Source organism: Chitinimonas sp. BJB300, assembly GCF_002735695.1.
Lineage (GTDB): Bacteria > Pseudomonadota > Gammaproteobacteria > Burkholderiales > Chitinimonadaceae > Chitinimonas.
On record NZ_PDZH01000044.1, the window covers coordinates 12,248 to 34,659 of the forward strand.

At 55.2% G+C, this 22,412-nt stretch carries 24 protein-coding genes; 16 read left to right on the top strand and 8 right to left on the bottom strand.

Going from position 1 to position 22,412, the window contains the following annotated elements:
- The first annotated feature begins 36 nt into the window (after positions 1–36).
- From CSQ89_RS09430 to CSQ89_RS09495, 14 genes are all read left to right on the top strand, one after another.
- Positions 37–2,103 carry an ATP-dependent DNA helicase gene (locus tag CSQ89_RS09430; RefSeq protein ID WP_099405933.1) on the top strand — a complete coding sequence of 689 codons (2,067 nt, stop codon included), beginning with the start codon at positions 37–39 and terminating at the stop codon, positions 2,101–2,103.
- Positions 2,078–3,121, top strand: a complete 1,044-nt coding sequence (gene mltG, locus CSQ89_RS09435) for an endolytic transglycosylase MltG (RefSeq protein ID WP_099405913.1) — start codon at positions 2,078–2,080, stop codon at positions 3,119–3,121. The genes CSQ89_RS09430 and mltG overlap by 26 nt, the downstream gene beginning before the upstream one ends.
- Positions 3,122–3,751, top strand: coding sequence for a dTMP kinase (gene tmk / locus CSQ89_RS09440; RefSeq protein WP_099405914.1), 630 nt, complete (start codon positions 3,122–3,124; stop codon positions 3,749–3,751).
- Positions 3,751–4,761 (top strand): DNA polymerase III subunit delta', encoded by a 1,011-nt coding sequence (gene holB / locus CSQ89_RS09445; RefSeq protein WP_099405915.1) that lies wholly within the window; start codon positions 3,751–3,753, stop codon positions 4,759–4,761. Before tmk ends, holB begins: the two co-directional genes overlap by 1 nt.
- A gap of 5 nt (positions 4,762–4,766) precedes the next feature.
- On the top strand, positions 4,767–5,159 hold the full coding sequence (locus tag CSQ89_RS09450; protein WP_099405916.1) for a PilZ domain-containing protein: 393 nt from the start codon (positions 4,767–4,769) through the stop codon (positions 5,157–5,159).
- A 238-nt stretch (positions 5,160–5,397) separates the two neighbouring features.
- Positions 5,398–7,773, top strand: a complete 2,376-nt coding sequence (locus tag CSQ89_RS09455) for a penicillin acylase family protein (RefSeq protein ID WP_099405917.1) — start codon at positions 5,398–5,400, stop codon at positions 7,771–7,773.
- Between the two features lie 60 nt (positions 7,774–7,833).
- Positions 7,834–8,610: a TatD family hydrolase gene (locus tag CSQ89_RS09460; RefSeq protein WP_099405918.1), complete on the top strand. Its 777-nt coding sequence runs from the start codon at positions 7,834–7,836 to the stop codon at positions 8,608–8,610.
- Entirely contained in the window at positions 8,607–9,374 is a 768-nt protein-coding gene (locus CSQ89_RS09465) for an MBL fold metallo-hydrolase (RefSeq protein WP_099405919.1), read from the top strand. Before CSQ89_RS09460 ends, CSQ89_RS09465 begins: the two co-directional genes overlap by 4 nt.
- 130 nt (positions 9,375–9,504) lie before the next feature.
- The gene (locus CSQ89_RS09470) at positions 9,505–10,824 is read left to right on the top strand and encodes an NAD(P)/FAD-dependent oxidoreductase (protein ID WP_099405920.1); all 1,320 of its coding nucleotides are present in this window, start codon (positions 9,505–9,507) and stop codon (positions 10,822–10,824) included.
- Positions 10,825–10,996: 172 nt separating this feature from the next.
- Positions 10,997–11,368 (top strand): 30S ribosomal protein S6, encoded by a 372-nt coding sequence (rpsF, locus tag CSQ89_RS09475; protein ID WP_099405921.1) that lies wholly within the window; start codon positions 10,997–10,999, stop codon positions 11,366–11,368.
- Between the two features lie 14 nt (positions 11,369–11,382).
- Positions 11,383–11,700 carry a primosomal replication protein N gene (gene priB, locus CSQ89_RS09480; RefSeq protein ID WP_099405922.1) on the top strand — a complete coding sequence of 106 codons (318 nt, stop codon included), beginning with the start codon at positions 11,383–11,385 and terminating at the stop codon, positions 11,698–11,700.
- A 29-nt stretch (positions 11,701–11,729) separates the two neighbouring features.
- Positions 11,730–11,957 (top strand): 30S ribosomal protein S18, encoded by a 228-nt coding sequence (rpsR, locus tag CSQ89_RS09485; RefSeq protein WP_099405923.1) that lies wholly within the window; start codon positions 11,730–11,732, stop codon positions 11,955–11,957.
- A gap of 15 nt (positions 11,958–11,972) precedes the next feature.
- Positions 11,973–12,422 carry a 50S ribosomal protein L9 gene (gene rplI, locus CSQ89_RS09490; protein ID WP_099405924.1) on the top strand — a complete coding sequence of 150 codons (450 nt, stop codon included), beginning with the start codon at positions 11,973–11,975 and terminating at the stop codon, positions 12,420–12,422.
- A 161-nt stretch (positions 12,423–12,583) separates the two neighbouring features.
- On the top strand, positions 12,584–14,422 hold the full coding sequence (locus tag CSQ89_RS09495; RefSeq protein WP_099405925.1) for a GGDEF domain-containing protein: 1,839 nt from the start codon (positions 12,584–12,586) through the stop codon (positions 14,420–14,422).
- Between the two features lie 30 nt (positions 14,423–14,452).
- Here the strand turns inward: CSQ89_RS09495 and CSQ89_RS09500 are convergent, their stop codons facing one another.
- Genes CSQ89_RS09500 through CSQ89_RS22880 form a run of 4 tightly spaced genes read right to left on the bottom strand, consistent with a single transcriptional unit; the run spans position 14,453 to position 16,215 of the window.
- Positions 14,453–14,920 carry a tRNA (cytidine(34)-2'-O)-methyltransferase gene (locus CSQ89_RS09500; RefSeq protein WP_099405926.1) on the bottom strand — a complete coding sequence of 156 codons (468 nt, stop codon included), beginning with the start codon at positions 14,918–14,920 and terminating at the stop codon, positions 14,453–14,455.
- Positions 14,921–14,923: 3 nt separating this feature from the next.
- A complete protein-coding gene (locus CSQ89_RS09505; protein ID WP_099405927.1) occupies positions 14,924–15,436 on the bottom strand; it encodes a cupin domain-containing protein in 513 nt (170 codons plus the stop codon).
- A 10-nt stretch (positions 15,437–15,446) separates the two neighbouring features.
- Positions 15,447–16,103 carry a ComF family protein gene (locus tag CSQ89_RS09510; RefSeq protein WP_099405928.1) on the bottom strand — a complete coding sequence of 219 codons (657 nt, stop codon included), beginning with the start codon at positions 16,101–16,103 and terminating at the stop codon, positions 15,447–15,449.
- Positions 16,030–16,215 carry a hypothetical protein gene (locus CSQ89_RS22880; protein WP_186293356.1) on the bottom strand — a complete coding sequence of 62 codons (186 nt, stop codon included), beginning with the start codon at positions 16,213–16,215 and terminating at the stop codon, positions 16,030–16,032. The genes CSQ89_RS09510 and CSQ89_RS22880 overlap by 74 nt, the downstream gene beginning before the upstream one ends.
- Positions 16,216–16,230: 15 nt before the next feature.
- Here CSQ89_RS22880 and bioB point away from each other — a divergent pair, with 15 nt between their 5' ends.
- A complete protein-coding gene (gene bioB / locus CSQ89_RS09515) occupies positions 16,231–17,226 on the top strand; it encodes a biotin synthase BioB (RefSeq protein WP_099405929.1) in 996 nt (331 codons plus the stop codon).
- A 68-nt stretch (positions 17,227–17,294) separates the two neighbouring features.
- On the opposite strand, the gene selD is transcribed toward bioB, so the two are convergent.
- A complete protein-coding gene (gene selD, locus CSQ89_RS09520) occupies positions 17,295–18,332 on the bottom strand; it encodes a selenide, water dikinase SelD (RefSeq protein WP_099405930.1) in 1,038 nt (345 codons plus the stop codon).
- Positions 18,333–18,343: 11 nt separating this feature from the next.
- Here selD and mnmH point away from each other — a divergent pair, with 11 nt between their 5' ends.
- Positions 18,344–19,375: a tRNA 2-selenouridine(34) synthase MnmH gene (mnmH, locus tag CSQ89_RS09525; protein ID WP_099405934.1), complete on the top strand. Its 1,032-nt coding sequence runs from the start codon at positions 18,344–18,346 to the stop codon at positions 19,373–19,375.
- A 16-nt stretch (positions 19,376–19,391) separates the two neighbouring features.
- On the opposite strand, the gene CSQ89_RS09530 is transcribed toward mnmH, so the two are convergent.
- From CSQ89_RS09530 to CSQ89_RS09540, 3 genes are all read right to left on the bottom strand, one after another.
- Positions 19,392–19,829: a VOC family protein gene (locus tag CSQ89_RS09530; protein WP_099405931.1), complete on the bottom strand. Its 438-nt coding sequence runs from the start codon at positions 19,827–19,829 to the stop codon at positions 19,392–19,394.
- A gap of 63 nt (positions 19,830–19,892) precedes the next feature.
- Positions 19,893–21,473, bottom strand: a complete 1,581-nt coding sequence (locus CSQ89_RS09535) for an ABC transporter substrate-binding protein (protein WP_099405932.1) — start codon at positions 21,471–21,473, stop codon at positions 19,893–19,895.
- A 98-nt stretch (positions 21,474–21,571) separates the two neighbouring features.
- Positions 21,572–22,412: ABC transporter substrate-binding protein (locus CSQ89_RS09540; RefSeq protein WP_233203037.1), on the bottom strand; the 841-nt coding region annotated here is incomplete at its 5' end.

The window sequence follows — 22,412 nt, forward strand, 5'->3', positions numbered from 1 at the left end:
GCTAAGCTGAGTCATCTGCTGGGGCCTGCGCCGCCCATGCTAGAATCCGCCAGTTTTTCTATCTCTCTGGCCGCCACTTTGACCACGCTAGCCGATGTATTTTCTGAAGGTGGCCTGTTCGCCCAAGCCATGCCTGGCTATCGGCCCCGCGCCCAGCAGGTCGAGATGGCGGAGGCTGTCGAACGCGCCATCCGCGACAAAAAACCTCTGATTGCGGAGGCAGGTACAGGCACGGGTAAAACCTATGCATATCTGGTGCCGGCGCTGCTGTCTGGCGGCAAGGTGATCGTATCGACAGGCACCAAAACCCTGCAAGATCAACTGTTTCATCGAGATTTACCCAAGGTGCGTGTGGCATTGAAGGTGCCGGTGACTACGGCTTTGCTCAAAGGGCGTAGCAATTATGTATGCCGTTACCACCTAGAGCGTGCCACGCATGAAGGGCGCTTTGCGCGTAAAGAAGATGTCGCTCAGTTGCATGCCATCGTGCGCTTTGCAGCGACGTCGGCCGACGGTGATAAGTCTGGCTGCGCAGCCGTGCCTGAGTCTTCGCCGGTCTGGCAGCAGGCAATTTCCACCCGTGAGAATTGCCTGGGCTCGGAATGTCCCTACCACCAGGACTGTTTCGTCCTGCAAGCGCGTCGTCAGGCATTGGATGCCGACGTGGTAGTGGTTAATCATCACCTGTTTTTTGCGGATGTCTGGCTTAAGGACGAAGGTGCTGGCGAACTACTGCCACGCTGTAATACCATCATTTTTGATGAAGCCCATCAGTTGCCCGAGGTGGCGAGTCTGTTCTTTGGTGAGACGGTCTCTTCAGGCACCTTGCTCGAATTAGCGCGCGATAGCCGTGCTGAGGCATTGTCGGCTGCCAAGGACTTTGTTCACTTACCCGCGGCTGCTTTGGCGCTCGATAAAGCAATACGTGATCTACGTCTTGTGTTTGGTCAGGAGACATTGCGTGCACCACGGCATGCCCTGACTGAAAAGCGGGAATTTCATACTGCATTGGCAATAATGGAATCGGCTTTGAGTGATTTGGCCGATCGTTTAGCCCAGCAAGCCGAGCGTTCCGAGGGGCTGGAGAACTGCCGCCGTCGTGCCGAGGAACAGTTAGCCACGCTTTGTATGTGGATCAACGGTGCTGCAAGCGCGCCAAACCAAGAATCGTCTGAAGGCGCTGACACGGATTCGGCAAAGCCGCCACGGTCTAAAGACCCGTTCGATGATGCTGTCTTTTGGCTGGAAGTGTCGCCACAGGGGTTTCAGCTGAATGCCACGCCGCTTGATATCGCCCGCTTGTTTGCTCGGCAGATGAATGAAGAGCGTGCCTGGGTCTTTACTTCGGCCACGTTGGCCATGGATGGTAACTTCAAGCATTACGCGCATGAAATGGGCCTGTGGGATGCCGAGCAGGCGGCCTGGGAGTCGCCGTTTGCTTATAAACAGCAGGCGGTGCTCTATGTACCGCAAGGCCTGCCGGACCCCAATAGCCGCGAATACACAGCCCAGGTAGTGGAAGCCACCCTGCCATTGTTGCAACTCTCGCAAGGCCGGGCGTTTTTACTGTTTACCAGCCTGCGCGCTATGCGCGAGGCCTATGATTTGATTCAAGCCCGCTTGCCTGTCTTGGGCTTGTCCTACCCTTTGTTGCTACAGGGCGAAGGCACTCGTACCGAACTGTTGGAGCGATTCCGCACCCTGCCCAATGCAGTACTGATTGCGAGTCAGACCTTTTGGGAAGGGATCGATGTAAAAGGCGAGCAACTACAATTGGTAGTTATCGATAAATTGCCTTTTGCCGCACCGGACGACCCAGTCCTGGCGGCCCGTATCGACAAGATCAACAAAGCAGGCCGCAATGCGTTTATGGAATACCAATTGCCGCGTGCAGCGATTACGTTGAAGCAGGGCGCTGGCCGCTTGATTCGTGACGAAGCGGACCGTGGGGTCCTGATGATTGCTGACCCCCGTCTTGTCGAAAAACCCTATGGCAAAGCGATCTGGAAAGCGCTGCCGCCCATGCGCCGCACCCGCGAGCTTGCTATTGTCGAACAATTCTTTCGTACCGTTGACCATGGCCAAACGCCGAATAAAAACTAAATCACACCGGCAATACGAGGCAGGCCGTATTCTGGGCCAGTTCCTACTGATCGTCTTCGTGTTGGTTGCCGCGTTGGCAGCCTATGTCGGGCGCTATCTGACCACGCCGTTTCCATTGGATAACGCACCGCGCGCGTTTGTGCTGGAGCGCGGCACCACTATGCGCATGGCAGCTAACCAGCTGGCAGCCGACGGGTTGGTCACTGAGCCATGGTTATTCTCGCTGGTTGCGCGGTTCAATGGTGCTGCACCGCGTATCAAGGCCGGCAGCTACGAGTTGAACGAAGCAGTGACACCGCTTCAACTATTGGCAAAGTTGACCGATGGTGATGTCACCAGCGCCACGCTGACCTTGGTTGAGGGTTGGACCTGGCGTCAGGTCAAGGCCGCCCTGGCTCGTCACCCGGACTTGCGGCATGACACCCAGCATCTTGGCGATGCTGAACTGTTAACCAAATTGGGTGTATCGGGTAGCAGCGTGGAAGGGTTGCTATTTCCCGATACCTACCACTTTGCCAAACAAAGTTCCGACATACAGGTGCTCAAGCGTGCACAGGAAGCCATGCAAAAGCAGTTGGCCGCAGCTTGGGAAGCGCGTGCAGCCAATCTGCCGCTAAGCCAGCCGTACGAGGCATTGATTCTGGCGTCGATCATCGAGAAGGAAACAGGCGCAGCCAAGGACAGAGCCATGATCGCCTCGGTATTTCATAACCGCCTGCGCATAGGCATGCGCCTGCAGACCGACCCCACCGTTATCTATGGCTTGGGCGAGGCGTTTGATGGCAACCTGCGCAAGCTGCATCTGGAAACCGACTCGCCTTATAACAGTTATACCCGTAGTGGCTTGCCGCCAACGCCTATCGCCATGCCGGGTATGGCTTCGCTATTGGCTGCGACCAATCCGGCTCAGTCAAAGGCGCTGTACTTTGTCGCCAAGGGAGATGGCAGCTCGTATTTCTCGACGAGTTTGGCAGAACATAACCAGGCGGTGCGCCGCTATTTACTGGGAGCCAAGTGAATGGCGCGTGGGAAATTCATTTCGCTTGAGGGCCTCGACGGTGCAGGGAAAAGCACGCATCTGGCGTGGCTGACTGCGTTACTCACGCAACGTGGCATCGACCATATTGTCAGCCGTGAACCGGGCGGCACACCGTTGGGCGAAAAGTTGCGTACGTTGTTGCTTAACGACGAGATGGACCTTGAGACGGAAGCGCTGCTGATGTTTGCTGTCCGGCGAGAACACTTGGCCCACTTGATTGAGCCTGCACTGGCTGCGGGCCGTTGGGTAGTGTGTGATCGCTTTACCGATGCGACGTACGCGTATCAGGTAGGAGGACGTGGCTTGGCAGTGGAGAAGTTTGCTGTGCTGGAACAATGGGTGCAGGGCAGGCAAGATGGTTTGCTGCAACCGGACCTGACCTTGTTATTCGATGTGCCACTTGAAGTAAGCCGCGCCCGCCTTGCCGGTGGCCGTGTGCTGGACCGTTTTGAGCGTGAGCAGGACGCTTTTTTTGAACGGGTGCGCCATGCTTACCATGTACGCGCTTCTTCATCCGCCGGCCGCATCAAGGTGATTGATGCGACAAGAACACTGGATTTCATCCAGGATGAGTTGGCGCAAATTTTCGCTAAGCTGGAGCAAGGTTGATGCTATATCCATGGCAGGCCTCCGCCTGGCAAGCATTGCAGGCCCAATGCGAGCGGCACCATCATGCGTTGTTGATTACGGGTGAAGCCGGGATCGGCAAGTTGGCATTTGGCCGACACCTTGCCGCGACGCTATTGTGCGAAGCAGCTGAGCTCGCCAAGCCTTGCGGCGTGTGTGATGCTTGCCGTTGGCTGGCCGCGGGCAATCACCCTGATTTCCGCGAACTGACGCCGACGGTTGAGGAGGAGGACACGGAAAACGATGCCAAATCCAAGAAGAAACCCTCTGCTTGGATTACCATCGACCAAGTGCGTGAATTGAATGACTTCGTTCATTTGAGTGCGCATCGCGGCGGGTTGCGCGTTACGTTGGTACAGCCTGCCGAGGCAATGAATCTTGCTGCGGCCAATGCTTTGCTGAAGACATTGGAAGAACCCCCGTCAGGTGCGGTGTTTATTTTGATCAGCAACCATTGGCGTAGATTGCTACCTACAATACGTAGTCGTTGTCGCCAGTTGGCATTGCCGCTGCCGGAAAAAGCTGTGGCGCTGTCCTGGTTGCAGGCGCAGGATTTAGCCAATGCTGAAGCGCATCTTGCCGAGGCCGGTGGTGCGCCGTTGGCCGCAATTGAACGCGCTGATGCGACTTTGTTGGCCGCGCGGCGTGCTTTTTTGGCTGAGTTGGCCGACCCGGGTCAGTTGGACCCATTGTCGCTGGCCGAGCGGCTGGATAAGCAGAAAGTGGAAGTGTATCGGGTGACGGATTGGCTTTCCCGGTGGGTTTATGATCTTGCTCGCTTGGGACTCTCGGGTTCTGTCCGCTATTATCCGGACGAGACCAGCCGTATTGTATCGCTGGCGAAGGTACTAGACCCGGTACGGCTAATGCGCTATCACGACAGTGTATTGGCCGCCAGGAAGCTGGCGTTTCATCCGCTCAATGCCCGGCTTGTATATGAACAATTGTTTTTTGCTTACCAGCAGGCCATCAGGCCCATGCCAAAAGGTTGAAATCGATGTCTGAAGCACCGAAACCCGCTCCTGCAGCTGCAGCTGCAGCTGCCGCCCCCCGTGCTGGTGGTGTGTTATCCCTCAGCATCAAGGAAAAAGCCGGTCTGTTTGCCGCGTATATGCCGTTTGTGAAAGGTGGCGGAATATTTATTCCTACCCCGAAAGCCTACAGCCTCGGGGATGAGGTTTTCATGCTCCTACAGCTTCTGGATGACCCTGCACGGATCGCGGTGTCGGGTGTGGTTGTGTGGATCAGCCCTGCAGGAGGCCATGGCAATCGTACCCAGGGTATTGGTGTCCAGTTCTCACCCAATGAGGCCGGTGGTCAGGCCCGCACGAAAATCGAGGGGCTGTTGGGTGGTGCGCTGCAATCTTCGCGAACCACGCATACCATGTGATTGCTTACATTGATGCACCCTAGGCATCTGTTCAATGCCTGGTGCGTGCCGGTGATTCGGCGTTGAAAACGCCTTCGGAAGGCTCATTTACCACTTGTAATCTCCGCTTCCTCCATCGTTTTCGCCTTGCCTCGCTCTAGCTCGCGAGACTTTGAACAGGCTCTAAGAAGCCCGGTCTCCGCCGGGCTTTTTTGCAATCAGCAGCAGTATCTATTCCATCTATTCAGACGAGGTAACAGTGGCATCAAGCGTTGGGCGTTGGTCGAAACGTATTTTGCTAGGCCTGATGGTGCTGGTAATTGTATTGGCATTGGCGCTGTGGGTAGCGCTGCGTGGCAGTTTGGCTCAGCTGGATGGGGAGGTTGCTGTAGCAGGTTTGGCCGAAACGGTGAGTGTTGTTCGAGATGCACAGGGTATTCCCACCATCCGAGGTCAACACCGAGATGATGTGGCTTATGCCACGGGTTACGTACATGCCCAGGAACGTTTCTTCCAGATGGACCTGCTGCGCCGCGTAGCGGCAGGGGAGTTGGCCGGACTCTTTGGTGTAGAAGCGTTGGATATAGACCGTGAACATCGATTCCACCGTTTTCGTGCGCGAGCCGAGGCTGCCTTGGCGCAGGTGCCTGCCTCCGAGCGGCGCATGCTGGAGCGCTATGTGGCCGGTGTGAATGCAGGTTTGGCAGCACTGGCAACGCGTCCGTTTGAATATGGTTTGTTACGTACTCAACCTGCGCCTTGGCGCGCAACGGATTCCCTGTTGGTCGTGTGGACGATGTATTTTGATCTACAGGGTTTTCAGGCGCGGCGGGAGTTTGCCCGTGGTTGGTTGAAAGAACATACGAGCCCAGAGCAACTGGCCTTCCTGTTGCCGGAAGCCTCCGCTTACGATGCACCATTGGACAGGCAGGAGATGCCTGTGCCCCGCATTGCTACACCTGCTATTGCGCCATCCTGGTTTGGGCTTGCGGCTAAGACCACCGCGGCCGGTATCGAATTTCATAGTTCGGTTGGTAGCAATAACTGGGCATTGGCCGGTAGCCGTACGAAGAGCGGCGCAGCCATCGTGGCGAACGATATGCACCTGGGTTTGCGCCTGCCGCATATCTGGTATCGCGCAGTGCTTGAATACCCTGAGGCGGCAGGCAAGATGCGGCGTATTGCCGGGGTGACCTTGCCCGGTGGGCCGATGGTGGTGGTGGGCAGCAATGGTCAGGTGGCATGGGGCTTTACCAATAGCTATGGCGATTATCTGGATTTGATTGAGTTAGTGCGTGATCCGACCAATCCGCTTCGCTTCAAAACGTCAGCCGGTTGGGAAAATGTGGTGGACCGGCGTGAGCATCTACCGGTGAAAAATGCAGAGTCTATTGATTACCGTGTATTGGAAAGCTCGTTGGGGCCTATCCGTCAAGTCGCCGGACGTTACTACGCTGTGCGTTGGGTGGCGCATGCACAGGGTGCAGTCAATATGGGGTTAGCGCGTTTGGAAGGGGCTGCGGACATTAAGTCGGCCCTGTCCTTGGCGGGCAGTATCGGCATTCCCGCTCAGAATATGGTGGTGGGAGATGCTGCCGGGCATATTGGTTGGACGATTATCGGTCCGCTTCCAGATAGGGATGCCAGTTGGGAGTCGACCTTCCCTTACCCTGCTGTCGCGGGGCTTGGATGGCAAACACTGCGTACGCCAGCAGATTACCCCCGCATCGTTGATCCTGCCCAGGGTCAGTTATGGACTGCCAATAGCCGTCAGCTAGGGGGCGAGGAATACGACAAGTTGGGTGACGGGGGAGTAGACATTGGAGCGCGGGCAAAGCAAATACGGGATGGGTTGAGCGCGCTTTCCCAGTCGGACGAAACAGCGGTACATGCCATCGGCCTGGATGACCGTGCGTTGTTTATGTCGGCATGGCGTGATCGGGCGATGAATGCGCTCAATAGAAGTGCATTGGCAGGTCATCCGGCCAGGGTAGAGTTTCTGAGGCTGTTGCAAACAAGCTGGACCGGACGTGCCAGTGTTGATTCCGTCGGTTACCGATTGGCGCGAGGCTATCTGTACGGTTTGTATGCGGAGCTATTCGGGCAGCTTGATGTGCAGCTGGGTACGTTGGTCGATAAGGCGGATTTTGATACGGCTAATCCGCGCTGGCCGATGGTGGTTGCCCGATTATTGGATGAAAAACCTGAAGGTTGGCTGCAGGGCCGTGATTGGCGCATGGTTGAACTGGCAGCGATCGATAGAACCATTGCTGAGCTGACCAAAGATGGAAAACCCTTAGCTTCAGCAAATTGGGGTGAGCGTAATACCGCCAGCATCACGCATCCCTTTGTTAGTCTGTTACCGGCGTTAGGGCCATGGCTTTCAGCGCCGGCCGATAAATTACCGGGTGATGAAAATATGCCACGTGTTGCTGGGCCAGCCTTTGGCCAGTCGGAACGCATGGCCGTGGCGCCAGGAAAGGAGGGGCAAGGCATCATGACCATGCCGGGTGGCCAGAGTGGTCATCCGCTAAGCCCCTATTTTCTGGCGGGGCACGAAGCTTGGGTTCGGGGTGAGCCTGCGCCTTTCTTACCCGGTGAACCCAAGCACAAGCTGACATTCGTGCCGAAGTGAGCCGGCGAACACGTTAGAATTGGCAACTTGAGTGTGTACTTTCAATAAGTTGCCTATCCAATGTTTATCGACTCCCACTGTCATATCGACTTTCCCGAACTTGCCGAGCGTGCGGACGAGCTGATGGCCAATATGGCCAGCAACAAGGTCAGCCATGCGTTGTGTGTTTCGGTGAACCTGCCGCACTGGCCCAATGTCATCGCCTTGGCTGAGCGGTATCCGCATATCTATGCTTCGGTGGGGGTGCACCCTGATTATGAGGATGAAGTTGAACCCACTGTGGCGCAGCTGGTTGAGCTGGCGCAACACCCGAAGGTGATTGCGATTGGCGAGACGGGGCTGGATTACTATCGCTTACAGGGTGACCTTGAATGGCAGCGCGAGCGCTTTCGCGTGCATATTCGTGCAGCACGCCAAAGCGGAAAACCGCTAATCATTCATACCCGCAGTGCGGCAGACGATACGTTGCGCTTAATGGCTGAGGAAAAGGCGGATGAGATAGGCGGTGTATTACATTGCTTTACCGAATCGCAAGCGGTGGCGGATGCCGCTATCGCTATGAACTTCTACATTTCGTTTTCGGGCATCGTGACGTTCAAGAAGGCGGAAGAACTGAAAGCGGTGGCGAAGACGATACCGCTTGAGCGGATGCTGATCGAGACCGACTCGCCCTATTTGGCCCCCATGCCTTTTCGCGGTAAGCAAAATCAGCCTGCCTATGTGAAGCATGTGGCTGAACATATTGCCGACTTGCGCGGCATTGGGGTCGATGACGTGGCGCGTGCCACTACCGCCAACTTTGCCCGGTTATTCAAGCTGGAGGGGCGGCTGTCATGACTGTCGAGGTGCTGATTCTTGGGTGTGGTTCCAGTACAGGCACCCCGGCGATTGGCTGTACATGTCCGACCTGTACCTCGACCGATCCACGTAACCGGCGTACCCGTGCTTCATCGGTATTTCGTACGGAGGGGCTCAATTTCCTGATTGATACAGGGCCCGATCTGCGAACCCAGGCGCTGCGAGAAGGTCTGACTCAAGTTGATGCGGTGCTATATACCCACCCGCATGCTGATCATCTTAATGGTATCGACGACTTGCGTGCTTACTGTTACCTGAACAAAGCGCCCCTACCTATCTTCGGCAATGCATTCATGATGCAAGACGTGGTGACGCGGTTTCATTACACCACGTTACCGCCAGGCACATGGTGGGACAAGCCTGTGCTGTTGCCTACGCCGGTCGATGGCCCGTTTAGCCATCGCGGCGTGACCATCACACCACTTCCGGTAATGCATGGTCGCTGGCCTATCTATGGTTATCGCATTGGCAATGCCGCCTATATCACCGATGTGTCGGAAATACCCGAAGAGAGCTATGCGCTGCTCGATGGGCTGGAATTGTTGTTGCTCGACTGCCTGCGCAACGAACCTCATTACACTCACTTTGGTGTCGAGCAATCGTTAGCGACTGCCAAGCGTATTGGTGCGCGCCGTACGATTTTTATCCACATGACGCATGAATTGGAATATCACGCTCTGACGGCTCGACTGCCTGAGGGTATTGAAGTTGCCTATGACGGGATGCGGCTTGACTCGACCTAGGCATTGTATTTGCCACACTGAGCACCTGTAGAATGGGTGTGCGCATTGGCTGTTTACCTTTGTTGCTCATGATTTGAGTTGCCCTTGGGCTGCAAAGGTAAACAGAACCAAGCGAAAAGGGTGGTGGTGTATGGCGGAAACCGCGCGATGTCCACGCATTGTGATTGTTGGTGGTGGTGCCGGGGGGCTGGAGCTGGCTACCCGGTTGGGCGATAAGCTCGGCAAGAAGAACAAGGCCGAGGTTATATTGGTCGATGCCCAACGCACCCATATCTGGAAACCCCTTTTGCACCAGCTGGCTGCAGGCAGTTACGACAGCCATGCAGAGGAAATCGAGTATCTAGCCCAAGCGCGATGGCACCACTTTCGTTTTCGTCAGGGCAAGTTGGTCGGGCTCGATCGTACCGCATGTGAAATCCTGATTGCCCCTTTGCTTGACAGTAGCGGCCGCGAAATCATCGCAGCACAACGGCTGGCGTATGACTATCTGGTCCTGGCTGTGGGCAGCCAGACAAATGACTTCGGCACCCCCGGCGTGCAGGAGCATGCAATCTGCCTGGATAGCCCCACTGCAGCCCGGCATTTCCATGAAAGACTCATCGACGCTTGTTTAAGGGCGCAAAACCTACCTGTTGAAGCAGGCAAGGGACGTATGACGGTTGCTATCATCGGAGCCGGGGCAACTGGTGTTGAGCTGGCTGCGGAGCTGCATGCCGCTGCACATGTGCTTACCAGCTTTGGGCTGGAACATATTAATCCCGATACCGAACTGAAGATTGTGCTGGTCGAGGCCAGCCCACGCATTCTGGCGGCCCTGCCGGAGCGACTCTCCAACGCCGCTGCGGTGGAGCTACGCAAGTTGGCGGTGGAAATACACAGTAATGAACGGGTGGTGGAGGTCAGCGAGAGCGGCGTCATGATGAGCAGCGGTAAATTCATCCCGAGTACGTTGACGGTATGGGCAGCAGGCATCAAGGCAGCGGACGGTTTGCATGAGATTGGCGGGATGGAAACCAATCGCCTTAACCAGATCGTGGTGGACACTACGATGCGCAGCAGCGGTGATGAACGTATCTTTGCTTTTGGCGATTGTGCGGCCTGCCCCAATGGTGCCGGTGGGTGGGTGCCGGCACGTGCCCAGGTGGCGCACCAACAGGTTGGGGTGTTGGCGGCGAATATCGAACGCGCTATTGCTGGCAAACCGCTCAAGGCATTTCATTTTGAGGACTATGGCTCGCTGGTATCCCTGGCCAGCTATTCGTCGGTTGGTTCGTTGATGGGTAGCTTATCCAAGGGCAGTCTGTTTGTCGAAGGCCAAGTCGCCAAGCTGATGTACTGGAGTTTGCATAAGCAGCATCAAATGGCGCTATCTGGTTTTTTCCGCACTATGCTCATCACCCTGTCCGAATGGTTGGACCGGGTGCATCGACCTAAGATCAAGCTGCACTGAATCTGGCCAGATAAGGGTGCTGTTTCAAAAACTGAGAGGATAGGGTGGCATGATGGAATAAGTCGCTGATTTCCTTGCTTGTGGGTGGCGTTCGCGGCTAAAATGCTCGGCTTTCCACCCTTGCCTCACCGCTACCGCATGGCGGGAGGCTTTAAATCCGCAAGGAGATCACATGCGACACTACGAAATCGTGTTCATCGTGCATCCCGATCAAAGCGAGCAAGTGCCCGCCATGATCGAAAGATACAAGACGATGATTACCAACGATGCTGGCAAGATCCATCGTCTGGAAGACTGGGGCCGCCGCCAAATGGCTTACCCAATCCAAAAGATGCACAAGGCTCACTACGTGCTCATGAACATCGAGATCAGCCAGGCTACCCTGGATGAGCTCGAGCATGCCTTCAAGTTCAACGACGCTGTGCTGCGCCACCTCACCATCCGTACCGATGCTGCCATTACCGAAGCATCGCCGATGATGAAGGAAGAAAAGTCCAAGTCGCTGACGCCGACCGCTGAGGTCAAGGAAGCGGCTGCCGCCTGATTTAGGCCAGTGGCTTGAACGCGCGCAACCAAGTTGTTGTTAGCGGCCGACTGCTTGTCGTCGAGCCGCTGCGTTATACCCCGGCCGGCATCCCGGCGCTTGAATTTCGGTTAGTCCACGATTCAAGCCAACAGGAAGCCGGCGTATCCCGCCAAGTGCAATGTGAAATTACCTGCATTTATTTGGGTGAGCGGGCCAAGACGCTAGCGGTGTTGGGTACCGAAGTTGAAATCGTCGTTAAAGGTTTCCTCGCTGCCCGTAATCAACGTTACAAGCACAGTCTGGTTCTGCACATCAACGATTGGAAGCGTGTTCAGGCGCCAAGCACTTAATGTAAGTTATTTGAAATTTAGAGGTCATCATGTCACGTCATCTGTTCAAGCGCCGGAAGTTCTGCCGCTTCAGCGCCGAAGGCATCAAGCATGTCGATTACAAAGATGTAAATCTGCTTAAGGATTTCATCAACGAAAACGGCAAGATCATCCCGGCTCGTATCACCGGCACCAAAGCCCGTTACCAGCGTCAGCTGTCGGATGCTATCAAGCGCGCACGTTTTCTGGCGCTGATGCCTTACACCGACAAGCACTAAGCCGGAGTAAAGAACATGCAAATTATTCTGCTGGAAAAAGTAGCTAACCTGGGTGGCCTGGGCGACGTTGTTAACGTGAAGCCTGGCTATGCCCGTAACTTCCTGATTCCGCAAGGCAAGGCCAAGCGTGCATCGGAAGCCAATTTGAAGGCTTTCGAAGCCCGCCGTGCTGAATTGGAAGCTCAGCAAGCTGAAGTATTGACCCAAGCTCAAGCGCGTGCAGAAAAGCTGGAAGGTTTTGCCGTGACCATCGCTCAGAAGGCTGGTGTTGATGGCCGTCTGTTTGGTTCGGTGACCAACCAGGATCTGGCTGAAGCCATCACTGTTGCTGCTGGAGTGACGGTTACCAAGATGGAGGTTCGTTTGCCCGAAGGTCCGTTCAAGGCTATCGGCGAATACGACTTGGTAGTTGCGCTGCATCACGATGTAACCGCCAACTTGAAGGTTACCGTCGTCAGCGCATAGGCTGGAACGGTAGGCAGATAGTAAAAAGGGTGTTCGAGTAATCGAACACCCTTTTCTGTTTTGGGTTGGTCTGAAAGTGGATTTTCCGGCACTGCCGACAGGCAACTTCTATAATCTGCCAATAACTTTTCCCCCTGAGCGTCTCTTTAAGACCTGCCGGCATGACCAATAAGCTCAGCAATCCCACTGATCTTGCGCGTGAGGCGCTCAAGCTGCTTACGGCTCGTCGTATTCCTCCTACACCTGAGCGCTACGAAGAGGTTTACTACGAAATCGCTGAGGGCAAGACGGGGCAGAGTGGTTTTGTCAATGCATTGGCGACAGAGTTGCTCGCGGCATTGAAAGCATTTCCTAAGCAGTCCCCGGATTTACACCGACAGATCTCGCAGATTGAGAAAGCGGCAATCTCACGCGACTGGGCGATTATTCCTCCGATTTTGTTACAAGCCATCGAAGCTCAGGGTGGCCAAGCAGGATTGGCACGTGCCTGGTCGGAGTTGATTCGTGATTTGTTGAATCAGTGGGACCTGCGCAGCCCCCATTTTTCTGCCACGCGTAAGCGGGAGTCGCTGGCCAAGGTGTTGTTGAATTTTGGCAATTACCCGAGTTTGTTGAATGAGAAGCTGGATGCATTGATACGCAGCTGGGCTGATGGCGGTGGGGGTGAAGGCGATATTGAAGTATCGCCCAGTGATGTGCCTAATGCCGATAGTGGTGTAGTGCCTCAGGCCTTGGCGAGTGTCGTTCTACCACCGGCAGCCGGCGTAGCGGCAGAAGCTGCGCTTGATTGGCAACGTTGGCGTGATATGTTGGTTATCGCCCTGAGAGACGGACTGGCCGGACGCCTGATGGGCTACCCCGGCTTGGTGGAGGAAGTAACCAGTCTTGCTTTGGCAGCCGAGTCGGTTAGTAGCGAGCCGGGGCTGGATTTTCTGGCCCAGCGTCTGAAGCGCTTTTGGTTGCAACTCGCACTGCAAACAGAACAGGACGAGCGGATTGCTACTGCCCTGGTGAATCTGTTGCTCTTGTTAAGTGACAATTTGGTTGATCTATCTGGCGCGGATGAATGGGTACGGGGCCAGGTAGAGGTGGTGCATGATCTATTGGCCAAGCCGCTCAGCATTAATCGGCTTTACCAAGCCGAGGCGGGTTTTAAGGAGGTTTTTTACAAACAGAATATGCTCAAACACAACCTGGATGAGGCCCAGGAAGCGCTACGCAACATGATCTCGCTGTTTATCGACCGTTTGGGTGGCATGGCGGATAGCACGGGTGGCTACCACACGAAGATCGAGGCTTACACCAGCCGTATAGCGGCAGTGCAGGGTATTCCTGAGCTTAACGTCCTTCTGGATGAGTTGATGCAGGACACGCGGGTAATGCAGTTGGATATGGCGCGCTCGCGCGATGAAATAATAGCAGCGCGGACTGAGGCTGCTGCTGCTGACATGCGTATTACCGAATTGGAAAGCCAGCTACGTGAGGTCAGCGAGAAAATTCGGGAGGACCAACTTACTGGGGCGCTGAACCGACGCGGTTTCAACGAAGCTTTCATGGCGGAGATTGCACGTGCGGAGCGTAGCGGCAAGCCGTTATGCCTGTCTTTGCTCGATATCGATAATTTCAAGAAATTGAATGACCAGCGGGGCCACCAAGCCGGTGATGATGCGCTGGTTCACTTGGTCAAAGTGATCAAGGAAGTGCTGCGGCCAACCGATATCGTCGCCCGCTATGGTGGTGAGGAGTTTGTGGTGTTACTGCCCGAATTGGTCTTGTCTGAAGCTGTGAGTGTTATGCGGCGCGTACAGCGCGAACTGACCCGATGTTTCTTTCTTAATAATAACGAGCGTGTACTGATTACTTTCTCCGCCGGCATTACCCGCTACGAACAAGGAGAACATCCTGAGGCCACGGTGGAACGCGCCGACCATGCTATGTATGAAGCCAAAAAATCAGGTAAAAATCAGGTAAACGTGGCAGACCGACCCAAGAATGAGTAGGCCTGCTTACAATCTGCACGGAACAAGCACCTAAATCAAACCGCCTGCAAAATCATGTTGGCGCCAAGCTTCAAATACCGTAACCGCGACTGCATTGGAGAGATTCAGGCTGCGGTTATCAGGACGCATGGGCAGCTTGATGCGTTGTTCTGGCGCGAGTCCGTTGCGTAGTTCGTCTGGTAAACCCGCGGACTCCCGGCCAAACAAGAAAACATCGCCCGGCTGATAGGCGACCTGATCGTAGCGCCGGGCGCCGCGTGTGGTTAATGCGAAGATACGCCGGCCCGCTAACGCGGCTGCACAAGCTTCCCAGTTCTCATGCACCTGCATATTCGCGTACTCGTGGTAATCGAGCCCCGCACGGCGCAGTTTCGCGTCTTCGAGTGGGAAGCCCAAAGGCTTGACAAGGTGCAATTCGCAACCGGTATTGGCACAAAGGCGAATGATATTACCTGTGTTCGGTGGGATTTCCGGCTGGAACAAAATTACGGCAAACAATGGCTAGTCCTTGTTGAACTGGGCACGTAGCGCATCGGGTAGGCCATCATGCGGGCCGATAGCGCGCTGGGGGATGGTTTTCCAGTGAGCTGCACCGATCTCGGTATTACGGGCAGGGTGCATAGGGTAATGGACCTGGTTGTAATCTTGGTCTACTTCACCAACCACCAGCAGGTGGACATCGGTATTCGTGTTATTGATGAAGGTATGCGCCAAACCGTCGCCGGGTTTGAAGCCAACTCCGTCTCCTGGTTGCAGTTTGTACAAAACGCCATCAAGCCATACTTCTGGTGTCCCTTCGATGATATAGACGAACTCTTCCTCGATTTTCTCAGCATGCGGCCATGAAGTGCGACGACCTGGTTGCAATATCTGGTGATGGATAGCCAGTCGTTCAAACCCGAATGTCTTACCAAACCTTGCGGTAATACAGTGCAACTCTGCGCTGCCTGGGTAGTGCTTGTTGTCAGCTTCCTGGATGTCTGTGTAATGCTTGATGCAATCGGGTTTTTGCATGTTCTCTCACTTAATTTGTCGTACGGGCGATCACCCAACAATCGATACGGCTGGCACCGGCTTGCTTTAATGTTTTTGCCAGTTCATCCAGACTGGCGCCGGTCGTCATTACATCATCTACCAGGGCGATATGCATACCGGAAACCGCCTCGCGAACCCGAAATGCCTGCCGGATCGCAGTGCGGCGGGCATCGCGCGGCAAACTCGCTTGAGGTGGCGTGAGCTTGATGCGTTCTACCACGTCATATCGCACAGGAACGCGTAATGCCTTGGCTAGAAGGTCCGCCAGTAGTTGCGACTGATTAAAGCCACGTTCCTGCAGGCGGGTTGGATGCAAGGGCATGGCCAGGAGCAGATCAGGGCGTGGTGCCGACTTGGCATTTAAGATGAGTCCCTCAGCCAAGGGCTTCGCCAAAGCCAGCTCAGCGCCATATTTATAAGCGGGGATAAGCCGGTCCAGCGGCCAATCATAAGCCCATGCGGCAATAGTGCTATCGAAACCAGGCGGATGTTGAAGACAGCCCCCACAGCGCTCACCCTGGGGAGTGGGTAGGGCGCAGCAGGGACAACGCAATTGCCCCAACTGCGGCATGTTAGCCAAACACGGCGCGCATAGCCCGCTCGCACCACTTTGCGCGGCGCACAGTACGCAGTGCTGGGGCAGCATCAGATTGAGCGCGCGCTGCGTAAATCCCGAGCACTTGTCCAATAAATATCGACTGAAATTTGACAATGGAGGCGGTCCGGCCAAGAATTCGCAGCAATTCTAACAACTTCATGCCCGGCTTCCCTTTATGAATCAAGCAATCGAGCCCCAGGCGCTTACTTTTCACAAGAAGCTGCTTCCCCATGCAGAGACCGAGCGTTGGACATTGGAAGCCATAACCGCGCTATTCAGTCTGCCATTCAACGACCTGCTCTTCCGCGCCCAAACAGTGCATCGCGAAAACTTTGATCCTAATCGGGTGCAATTGTCGACACTGCTATCGATAAAGACCGGTGGTTGCCCCGAAGACTGTGGTTATTGTCCGCAGTCAGTGCGTTACGACACGGGCGTGGCCAGCCAGGATTTGATGCCGTTGGAAGAAGTCTTGGCAGCTGCGCAGGCAGCTAAGCAAGCCGGTGCATCGCGCTTCTGTATGGGCGCTGCGTGGCGCGGCCCCAAGCAGCGTGACCTGGAAGAAGTAAAGCAGATAATTGCCGGCGTAAAGGCGTTGGGCATGGAAACGTGCGCTACATTGGGCATGCTGAAAGAGGGTATGGCTGGCCAACTGAAGGATGCGGGTTTGGACTACTACAACCACAACCTTGATACCGCGCCGGAAAAGTATGAAGACATCATCGGCACGCGTGGCTATGACGACCGCTTGGATACCCTGCGCCAAGTCCGCGAGTCTGGGATGAATGTCTGCTGCGGCGGTATTGTCGGCATGGGGGAAACCCGTGAGGAACGCGCTGGGCTGTTGGTGCAACTGGCCAACCTGGACCCGCAACCCGAATCGGTGCCCATCAACAATCTGGTCAAAGTGGAAGGGACGCCGCTTGCCGATGTGGAGGGTATTGACTGGAGCGAATTCGTTCGCACGATTGCCGTTGCCCGGCTGGTGTTGCCCCAAAGTTTTGTCCGCCTTTCAGCCGGTCGGCAACAAATGCCGGAATCGGTTCAGGCACTTTGTTTCCTAGCCGGTGCAAATTCGATTTTCTACGGCGAAAAGCTGTTGACCACTGGCAACCCTGAGAGTGATGGCGATCGCCGCTTGTTTGCCAAGCTCGATATCCAGCCGTTGTAATTTAAGGGTTCTACATAAACGCCGAGCCATCAAGTACCGGCGTTTTTTGTTTGGCAACGTGGCGGATATTAGGCCACGACGATTCCAGCTACGCCTGTCGCCAAGTGCCCAATCTCTGCTGCTTGGTGAAAGCCGGCTTGGTGGAAGGTTTGCAAAACCTTTTCTACCTCACTTTCCGCACATGATACGAGCAAGCCGCCGGATGTCTGGGCGTCGGCCAGGATACGGCGCTGCCAATCGGCAACTGTCGGGGCAAAAGTCACCGCATCGCCAAAGCTGGCAAGGTTGCGCTCGATAGCCCCGGGGCCGATGCCTTGTTGTGCGAAGCGAATGGCGGCTTCCAGCAGGGGTAGCGATAGGCTACTGAGCGTGGCCGTCAATTTACTGCCACGGCAGACTTCCAGCAGATGGCCCAGCAGCCCAAAGCCGGTGACATCTGTCATGGCATGTACGCCTGGCAGGCCCGCCAGGGTGCTACCAACCTGGTTGAGCTGGGTAGTCGTGGCAATCAGTGCGGCGTAACCGGGCTCATCCAACAGCCCTTTCTTCATGGCCGACCCCAGAATGCCGATGCCCAATGGTTTGCCCAGAATAAGTCGGTCGCCTGCTTGGGCTGCGCTATTGCGTTTTACCCGCTTAGGGTCGACCAAGCCAATCACCGCCAAACCATAAATTGGTTCTGGTGCATCGATGGAGTGTCCACCAGCAATGGGAAAACCAGCTTGGCGAGCAACTTCTGCCCCGCCAGCAAGAATTTGCTGAATCGCCTCGACTGGCAGTTTATTCACCGGCATGCCCACAATTGCCAAGGCCATGATAGGGGTGCCACCCATGGCGTAGATGTCCGACACCGCATTGGTGGCGGCGATGCGGCCAAAATCGTAGGGGTCGTCCACAATCGGCATGAAGAAGTCGGTGGTGGCGATGACGGCCTGTTGGTCGTTGATTTGGTAGACCGCAGCGTCATCGGCGGTTTCGGTGCCGACCAGCAGTTGCGGAAAGGCTTGTGTAGCAGGCAGCTTGGCCAGCATTTCCGCGAGGACAGCCGGGGCTATTTTGCAGCCACAGCCACCGCCGTGGGACAATTGAGTCAGTTTTATCGACATGGTTGAAGCCTGTGAAAGATCAGTTCGCGACGCTAGCAGAGCGTTCCCGTTTTGACGAGATCATTGATGTACGCACCCCGGCGGAGTATGCCCAAGACCATCTCCCTGGAGCGATCAATGCACCTGTACTGACAGATGCGGAACGCATTGTGGTTGGCACCTTGTATAAGCAGAATCCCTTCGAGGCAACCCGTGTGGGGGCGGCGATGGTGGCGCGCAACCTAGCTCAGCATCTCGACACCTTGTTTGCCGATCGGCCCCACACTTGGCGGCCCATGGTGTATTGCTGGCGAGGGGGAAAGCGTTCCGGTTCGATGACTGCCTGGATGAACCTGATCGGTTGGCGGGCGCGGCAGTTGGCAGGTGGCTACAAAGCCTATCGGCAATGGGTGCTGGAGCAGCTTGTCCATATACCCGGCCGATTTCAGTTTGTCTTGCTGACGGGTTACACCGGCTGCGGCAAAACCCGATTGCTGGAAGCGCTTGCAGCACAAGGCGCGCAGGTGATGGATTTGGAAGGCTTGGCCTGCCATCGTGGCTCGATATTGGGTGCATTACCCGATGTGGCTCAGCCTAGCCAGAAGGCGTTTGATAGTCACCTCGTGATGGCGTTGGCAAGTATGAATACTGACCGACCTGTTTTCATCGAAGCAGAAAGCAAGCGTGTGGGCTTGCTGCACTTGCCCGAAGCCTTGATGCAAGCCATGCGGGCTGGGCGAGTGGTGGAAGTGCAAGCCGACACAAATGCGCGAGTCGCCTATTTGTGTCGCGACTATGCGCATCTGTTTGCCCAGCCGGCGCTGTTCAAAAGCCAATTGAGCCGGCTGACCGCCTTACATGGCAAGCAGATGATCGAGCACTGGCATGCCTTGATCGAACAGCAGGCCATGCAACCATTGTTTACTGAACTCATAACGCACCATTACGATCCAGCTTACCGTCGCAGCAGCCCGCTTAAACACCAGCCTGTTGGTTGTACGCTGCAGATAGACCCCACCAGTGATCTGCGCAGCGCTGCAACGTCATTGCTAGCCAACTTCTAGAGTTGTGTGCTGAAGTTCAAGCGTGAGGCGCTTCAAAGTAGAAATTGCCCGCTTTGTCCAAGTAACCACCGGGGTTCCAGGCAATTTCCCACAGATAGCCATCCGGATCGGCGAAATAGCCATGCCGACCGCCCCAGAAGGCGTCCTGCGCCGGCTTGGTAATGGTGGCGCCTTTCTGGGCCAATTCCGCCAGCAGCGTGTCCACATCCAGCCGCTCAGCTACGTTGTGCGCGAGTGAAATGCGGGAGAAGGCGCCAGTCTGGCTATCAAGCCCCGCATCCTTGGCTAGTTCCTCCGCCGGAAACAAAGCCAATACGAAGCCATTGAGCTGGAAGAATGCAACACCATCCTGACTTTTCGGGGAAAGCGACCAGCCAAGTATCTCGGTATAGAAGCGGCGCGACTTTTTCAGATTGGTTACACCCAGTGTGATAAAGCTGATGCGGGCATGCATGGGATTTCCAGTGAAAAACGGTGGCATCAAGCCACCGTTCCTATTGACGTATCGATTTAGGATTTAATTGACCGATACATTTTCAAAATTGTTATTGATAAATGGACTGAGCTTGTAACCCGCCACATTCTTTTGGAAAGCCACGGTAATCAACGGTTCCACCAAGCTAGCATAAGGCATTTCGTCGATAAACACCCTTTGAGCAGCTTCATATAGCTTGGTTCGTTCCTTGATGTCAGTAGTGCGCTTTGCCTTGGCGATAAGACTATCAAACTCCTTATTGCACCAGCGCGAGCGGTTCTCGCCTGATTCAGCTGCCGAGCAGCTCAAGTTCGGCGTTAGGAAGTTGTCTGGATCGCCATTGTCGCCAGCCCAACCGTAGATGGTTACATCATGTTCACCAGCTTTGGTGCGCTTTTGCAGTTCCACCCACTCCATAACTGTCACCTTCACATTTACGCCGATCTTTTTCCAGTCGGCCTGTAACATCTCGGCAGTTAATTTCGGATTGGGGTTAGATCCGCTGCCGCCATTCCTAACCAAAATGTTGATGTCAAAGCCATTTTCGAAGCCGGCTTCCTTGAGGAGCTTCTTGGCTTTTTCCACGTCGAGTTTGTATTCAGGAATGGATTTGTTATACCCCCACATCTTCGAGGGCAACGGCAGGTGTGCCGGTGTGGCATTGCCTTGCCAGATGGCTTTAATCATGGCGGGTTTGTCGATTGCGTAGGCTAGGGCTTGGCGTACGCGTTTATCTTTCAGCTGCGGTTTCTGCGAGTTGAAGGAAACATAGGTCAGTATCAGCGCCGGGTTTTGCAGAACGGTCAGCTTGGGGTCGGCCTTAAGGTTTGGGATATCGGCAGGGTTTGGGTAGACCATTAAATTACATTCGCCCCCCTTGAGTTTCTGGGTACGTACCGAACCATCGGGGGAAATGGAGAAGATCAACTTGCTGCTGCCGGGTTTGCCTCGCCAGTAATTAGGGTTGGCGTCGTAACGGATCTGCGCACCTTTGTCGTAGCGCTTGAAAACGTAGGGTCCGGTACCGATGGGCTTGAGATTGATGTCGCCAGGTTTGCCGGTTTTTTCCAATTGCTGTGCATACTCGGCCGAAACAATATCAGTGAAGCCCATGCCAAGGTTGGCAATGAAGGGCGATTCGGGTTGGCTCAGCGTGAACTTGACCTTGTAATCATTGACCCTCTCGATGGATTTAATCAGGGATGGGAAACCCATGTCGCTTGCATAGGGCCATCCTTGCAGGCTGGCTTTGGCCCCTGGGTGCTTGTTATCAATCATCCGTTGGAAGGTCCACAGCACATCGTCGGCATTGAAGTCACGGGTGGGCTTGAACCACTCGGTAGTGTGGAATTTCACCCCCTTGCGCAGGTAGAAGGTGTATTCGAGGCCGTCGGGGCTGATGTCCCATTTTTCAGCGAGGGCGGGGATGACACGCGTGCCGCCTTTCTCGAACTCTACGAGACGGTTGTAGATGGCCTCGGTAGAGGCGTCATGCGTTGCAGCGGCGGTAAACATGCCGCCGTCGAAACCTTCGGGTGCTGCTTCCGAGCAGTAGACCAGCGGTTTGGCGTGGGCGGCGGCGGACAGTGCAAGGGCAATGGCAGTGTATTTGATCAGTTTCATGAGGTATCTCGCGAAAACAGGCATCGACTGGATGCCAATGAACAAGCGGCGTAAAAAAGGACAGGCATGCCTGTCCTTTTCATCCTGCAATGGCGGTCTTATTTAATCGACACACCATAGAAAGCCATCAGGCCAAACGGACTGATCTTGAAGTTCTGCACCGACTTGCGCACCGGTACATTGACCGTCGAGTGGGCTATCGTGGTCCAAGGCAGTTCCTTCTTAAAGATTTCCTGCGCCTTGGTATACATCTCGGTGCGTTGCTTCACATCGGTTGTACGTTTGGCATCGGTTATCAACTTGTCGAAAGACTTGTCGCACCATTGGGCGTAGTTTGCGCCGCCGATGGCTTCGCAACTCAGATTGGTGCCCAGCCAATTGTCTGGGTCGCCATTGTCACCAGTCCAGCCGAACATACCGGCATCGATTTCGCCCGCTTTGGCGCGCTTGAGGTATTCGCCCCATTCATAGGTCGTGATACTGGCCTTGACGCCGATCTTGGCCCAGTCGGCCTGGATCATTTCCGCCATCAACTTGGCGTTGGGGTTGTAGGGGCGCTGTACCGGCATGGCCCAGAGGGTAGTCTCAAAGCCATTTGGGAAGCCGGCCTTGACTAGTTCAGCTTTGGCGGCAGCCGTGTTGTAGGCGGCGTCTTTCAGATTCTTGTTGTAGGACCATTGCGTAGGCGGCATCGGAGCAACGGCAGGTTGGCCCATACCCTGGTAGACCGCTTCGATAATGGCTTTCTTGTTGATGGCCATATCCAGCGCACGACGCACCGCAAGGTTGTCGAGCGGCTTGTGCTTGACGTTGTAACTGATGTTACGCAGTGCATACGATAACCTGTCGCCATGAAGAACAAAGAACTCGATTTGTACACCGACTATTTGCTGAGCACGTTTGGTGCGGCGACAGCAACGGGCTTGTCGGCGATGGTAG

What these genes read in the sequence shown, in the direction of transcription:
- CSQ89_RS09430 (WP_099405933.1), top strand. Translation starts at nt 37, where the DNA reads ATGCTAGAATCCGCCAGTTTTTCTATCTCTCTGGCCGCCACTTTGACC.
- mltG (WP_099405913.1), top strand. Translation starts at nt 2,078, where the DNA reads ATGGCCAAACGCCGAATAAAAACTAAATCACACCGGCAATACGAGGCA.
- tmk (WP_099405914.1), top strand. Translation starts at nt 3,122, where the DNA reads ATGGCGCGTGGGAAATTCATTTCGCTTGAGGGCCTCGACGGTGCAGGG.
- holB (WP_099405915.1), top strand. Translation starts at nt 3,751, where the DNA reads ATGCTATATCCATGGCAGGCCTCCGCCTGGCAAGCATTGCAGGCCCAA.
- CSQ89_RS09450 (WP_099405916.1), top strand. Translation starts at nt 4,767, where the DNA reads ATGTCTGAAGCACCGAAACCCGCTCCTGCAGCTGCAGCTGCAGCTGCC.
- CSQ89_RS09460 (WP_099405918.1), top strand. Translation starts at nt 7,834, where the DNA reads ATGTTTATCGACTCCCACTGTCATATCGACTTTCCCGAACTTGCCGAG.
- CSQ89_RS09465 (WP_099405919.1), top strand. Translation starts at nt 8,607, where the DNA reads ATGACTGTCGAGGTGCTGATTCTTGGGTGTGGTTCCAGTACAGGCACC.
- CSQ89_RS09470 (WP_099405920.1), top strand. Translation starts at nt 9,505, where the DNA reads ATGGCGGAAACCGCGCGATGTCCACGCATTGTGATTGTTGGTGGTGGT.
- rpsF (WP_099405921.1), top strand. Translation starts at nt 10,997, where the DNA reads ATGCGACACTACGAAATCGTGTTCATCGTGCATCCCGATCAAAGCGAG.
- rpsR (WP_099405923.1), top strand. Translation starts at nt 11,730, where the DNA reads ATGTCACGTCATCTGTTCAAGCGCCGGAAGTTCTGCCGCTTCAGCGCC.
- rplI (WP_099405924.1), top strand. Translation starts at nt 11,973, where the DNA reads ATGCAAATTATTCTGCTGGAAAAAGTAGCTAACCTGGGTGGCCTGGGC.
- CSQ89_RS09495 (WP_099405925.1), top strand. Translation starts at nt 12,584, where the DNA reads ATGACCAATAAGCTCAGCAATCCCACTGATCTTGCGCGTGAGGCGCTC.
- CSQ89_RS09505 (WP_099405927.1), bottom strand. Translation starts at nt 15,436, where the DNA reads ATGCAAAAACCCGATTGCATCAAGCATTACACAGACATCCAGGAAGCT.
- CSQ89_RS09510 (WP_099405928.1), bottom strand. Translation starts at nt 16,103, where the DNA reads ATGCTGCCCCAGCACTGCGTACTGTGCGCCGCGCAAAGTGGTGCGAGC.
- CSQ89_RS22880 (WP_186293356.1), bottom strand. Translation starts at nt 16,215, where the DNA reads ATGAAGTTGTTAGAATTGCTGCGAATTCTTGGCCGGACCGCCTCCATT.
- bioB (WP_099405929.1), top strand. Translation starts at nt 16,231, where the DNA reads ATGAATCAAGCAATCGAGCCCCAGGCGCTTACTTTTCACAAGAAGCTG.
- selD (WP_099405930.1), bottom strand. Translation starts at nt 18,332, where the DNA reads ATGTCGATAAAACTGACTCAATTGTCCCACGGCGGTGGCTGTGGCTGC.
- CSQ89_RS09530 (WP_099405931.1), bottom strand. Translation starts at nt 19,829, where the DNA reads ATGCATGCCCGCATCAGCTTTATCACACTGGGTGTAACCAATCTGAAA.
- CSQ89_RS09535 (WP_099405932.1), bottom strand. Translation starts at nt 21,473, where the DNA reads ATGAAACTGATCAAATACACTGCCATTGCCCTTGCACTGTCCGCCGCC.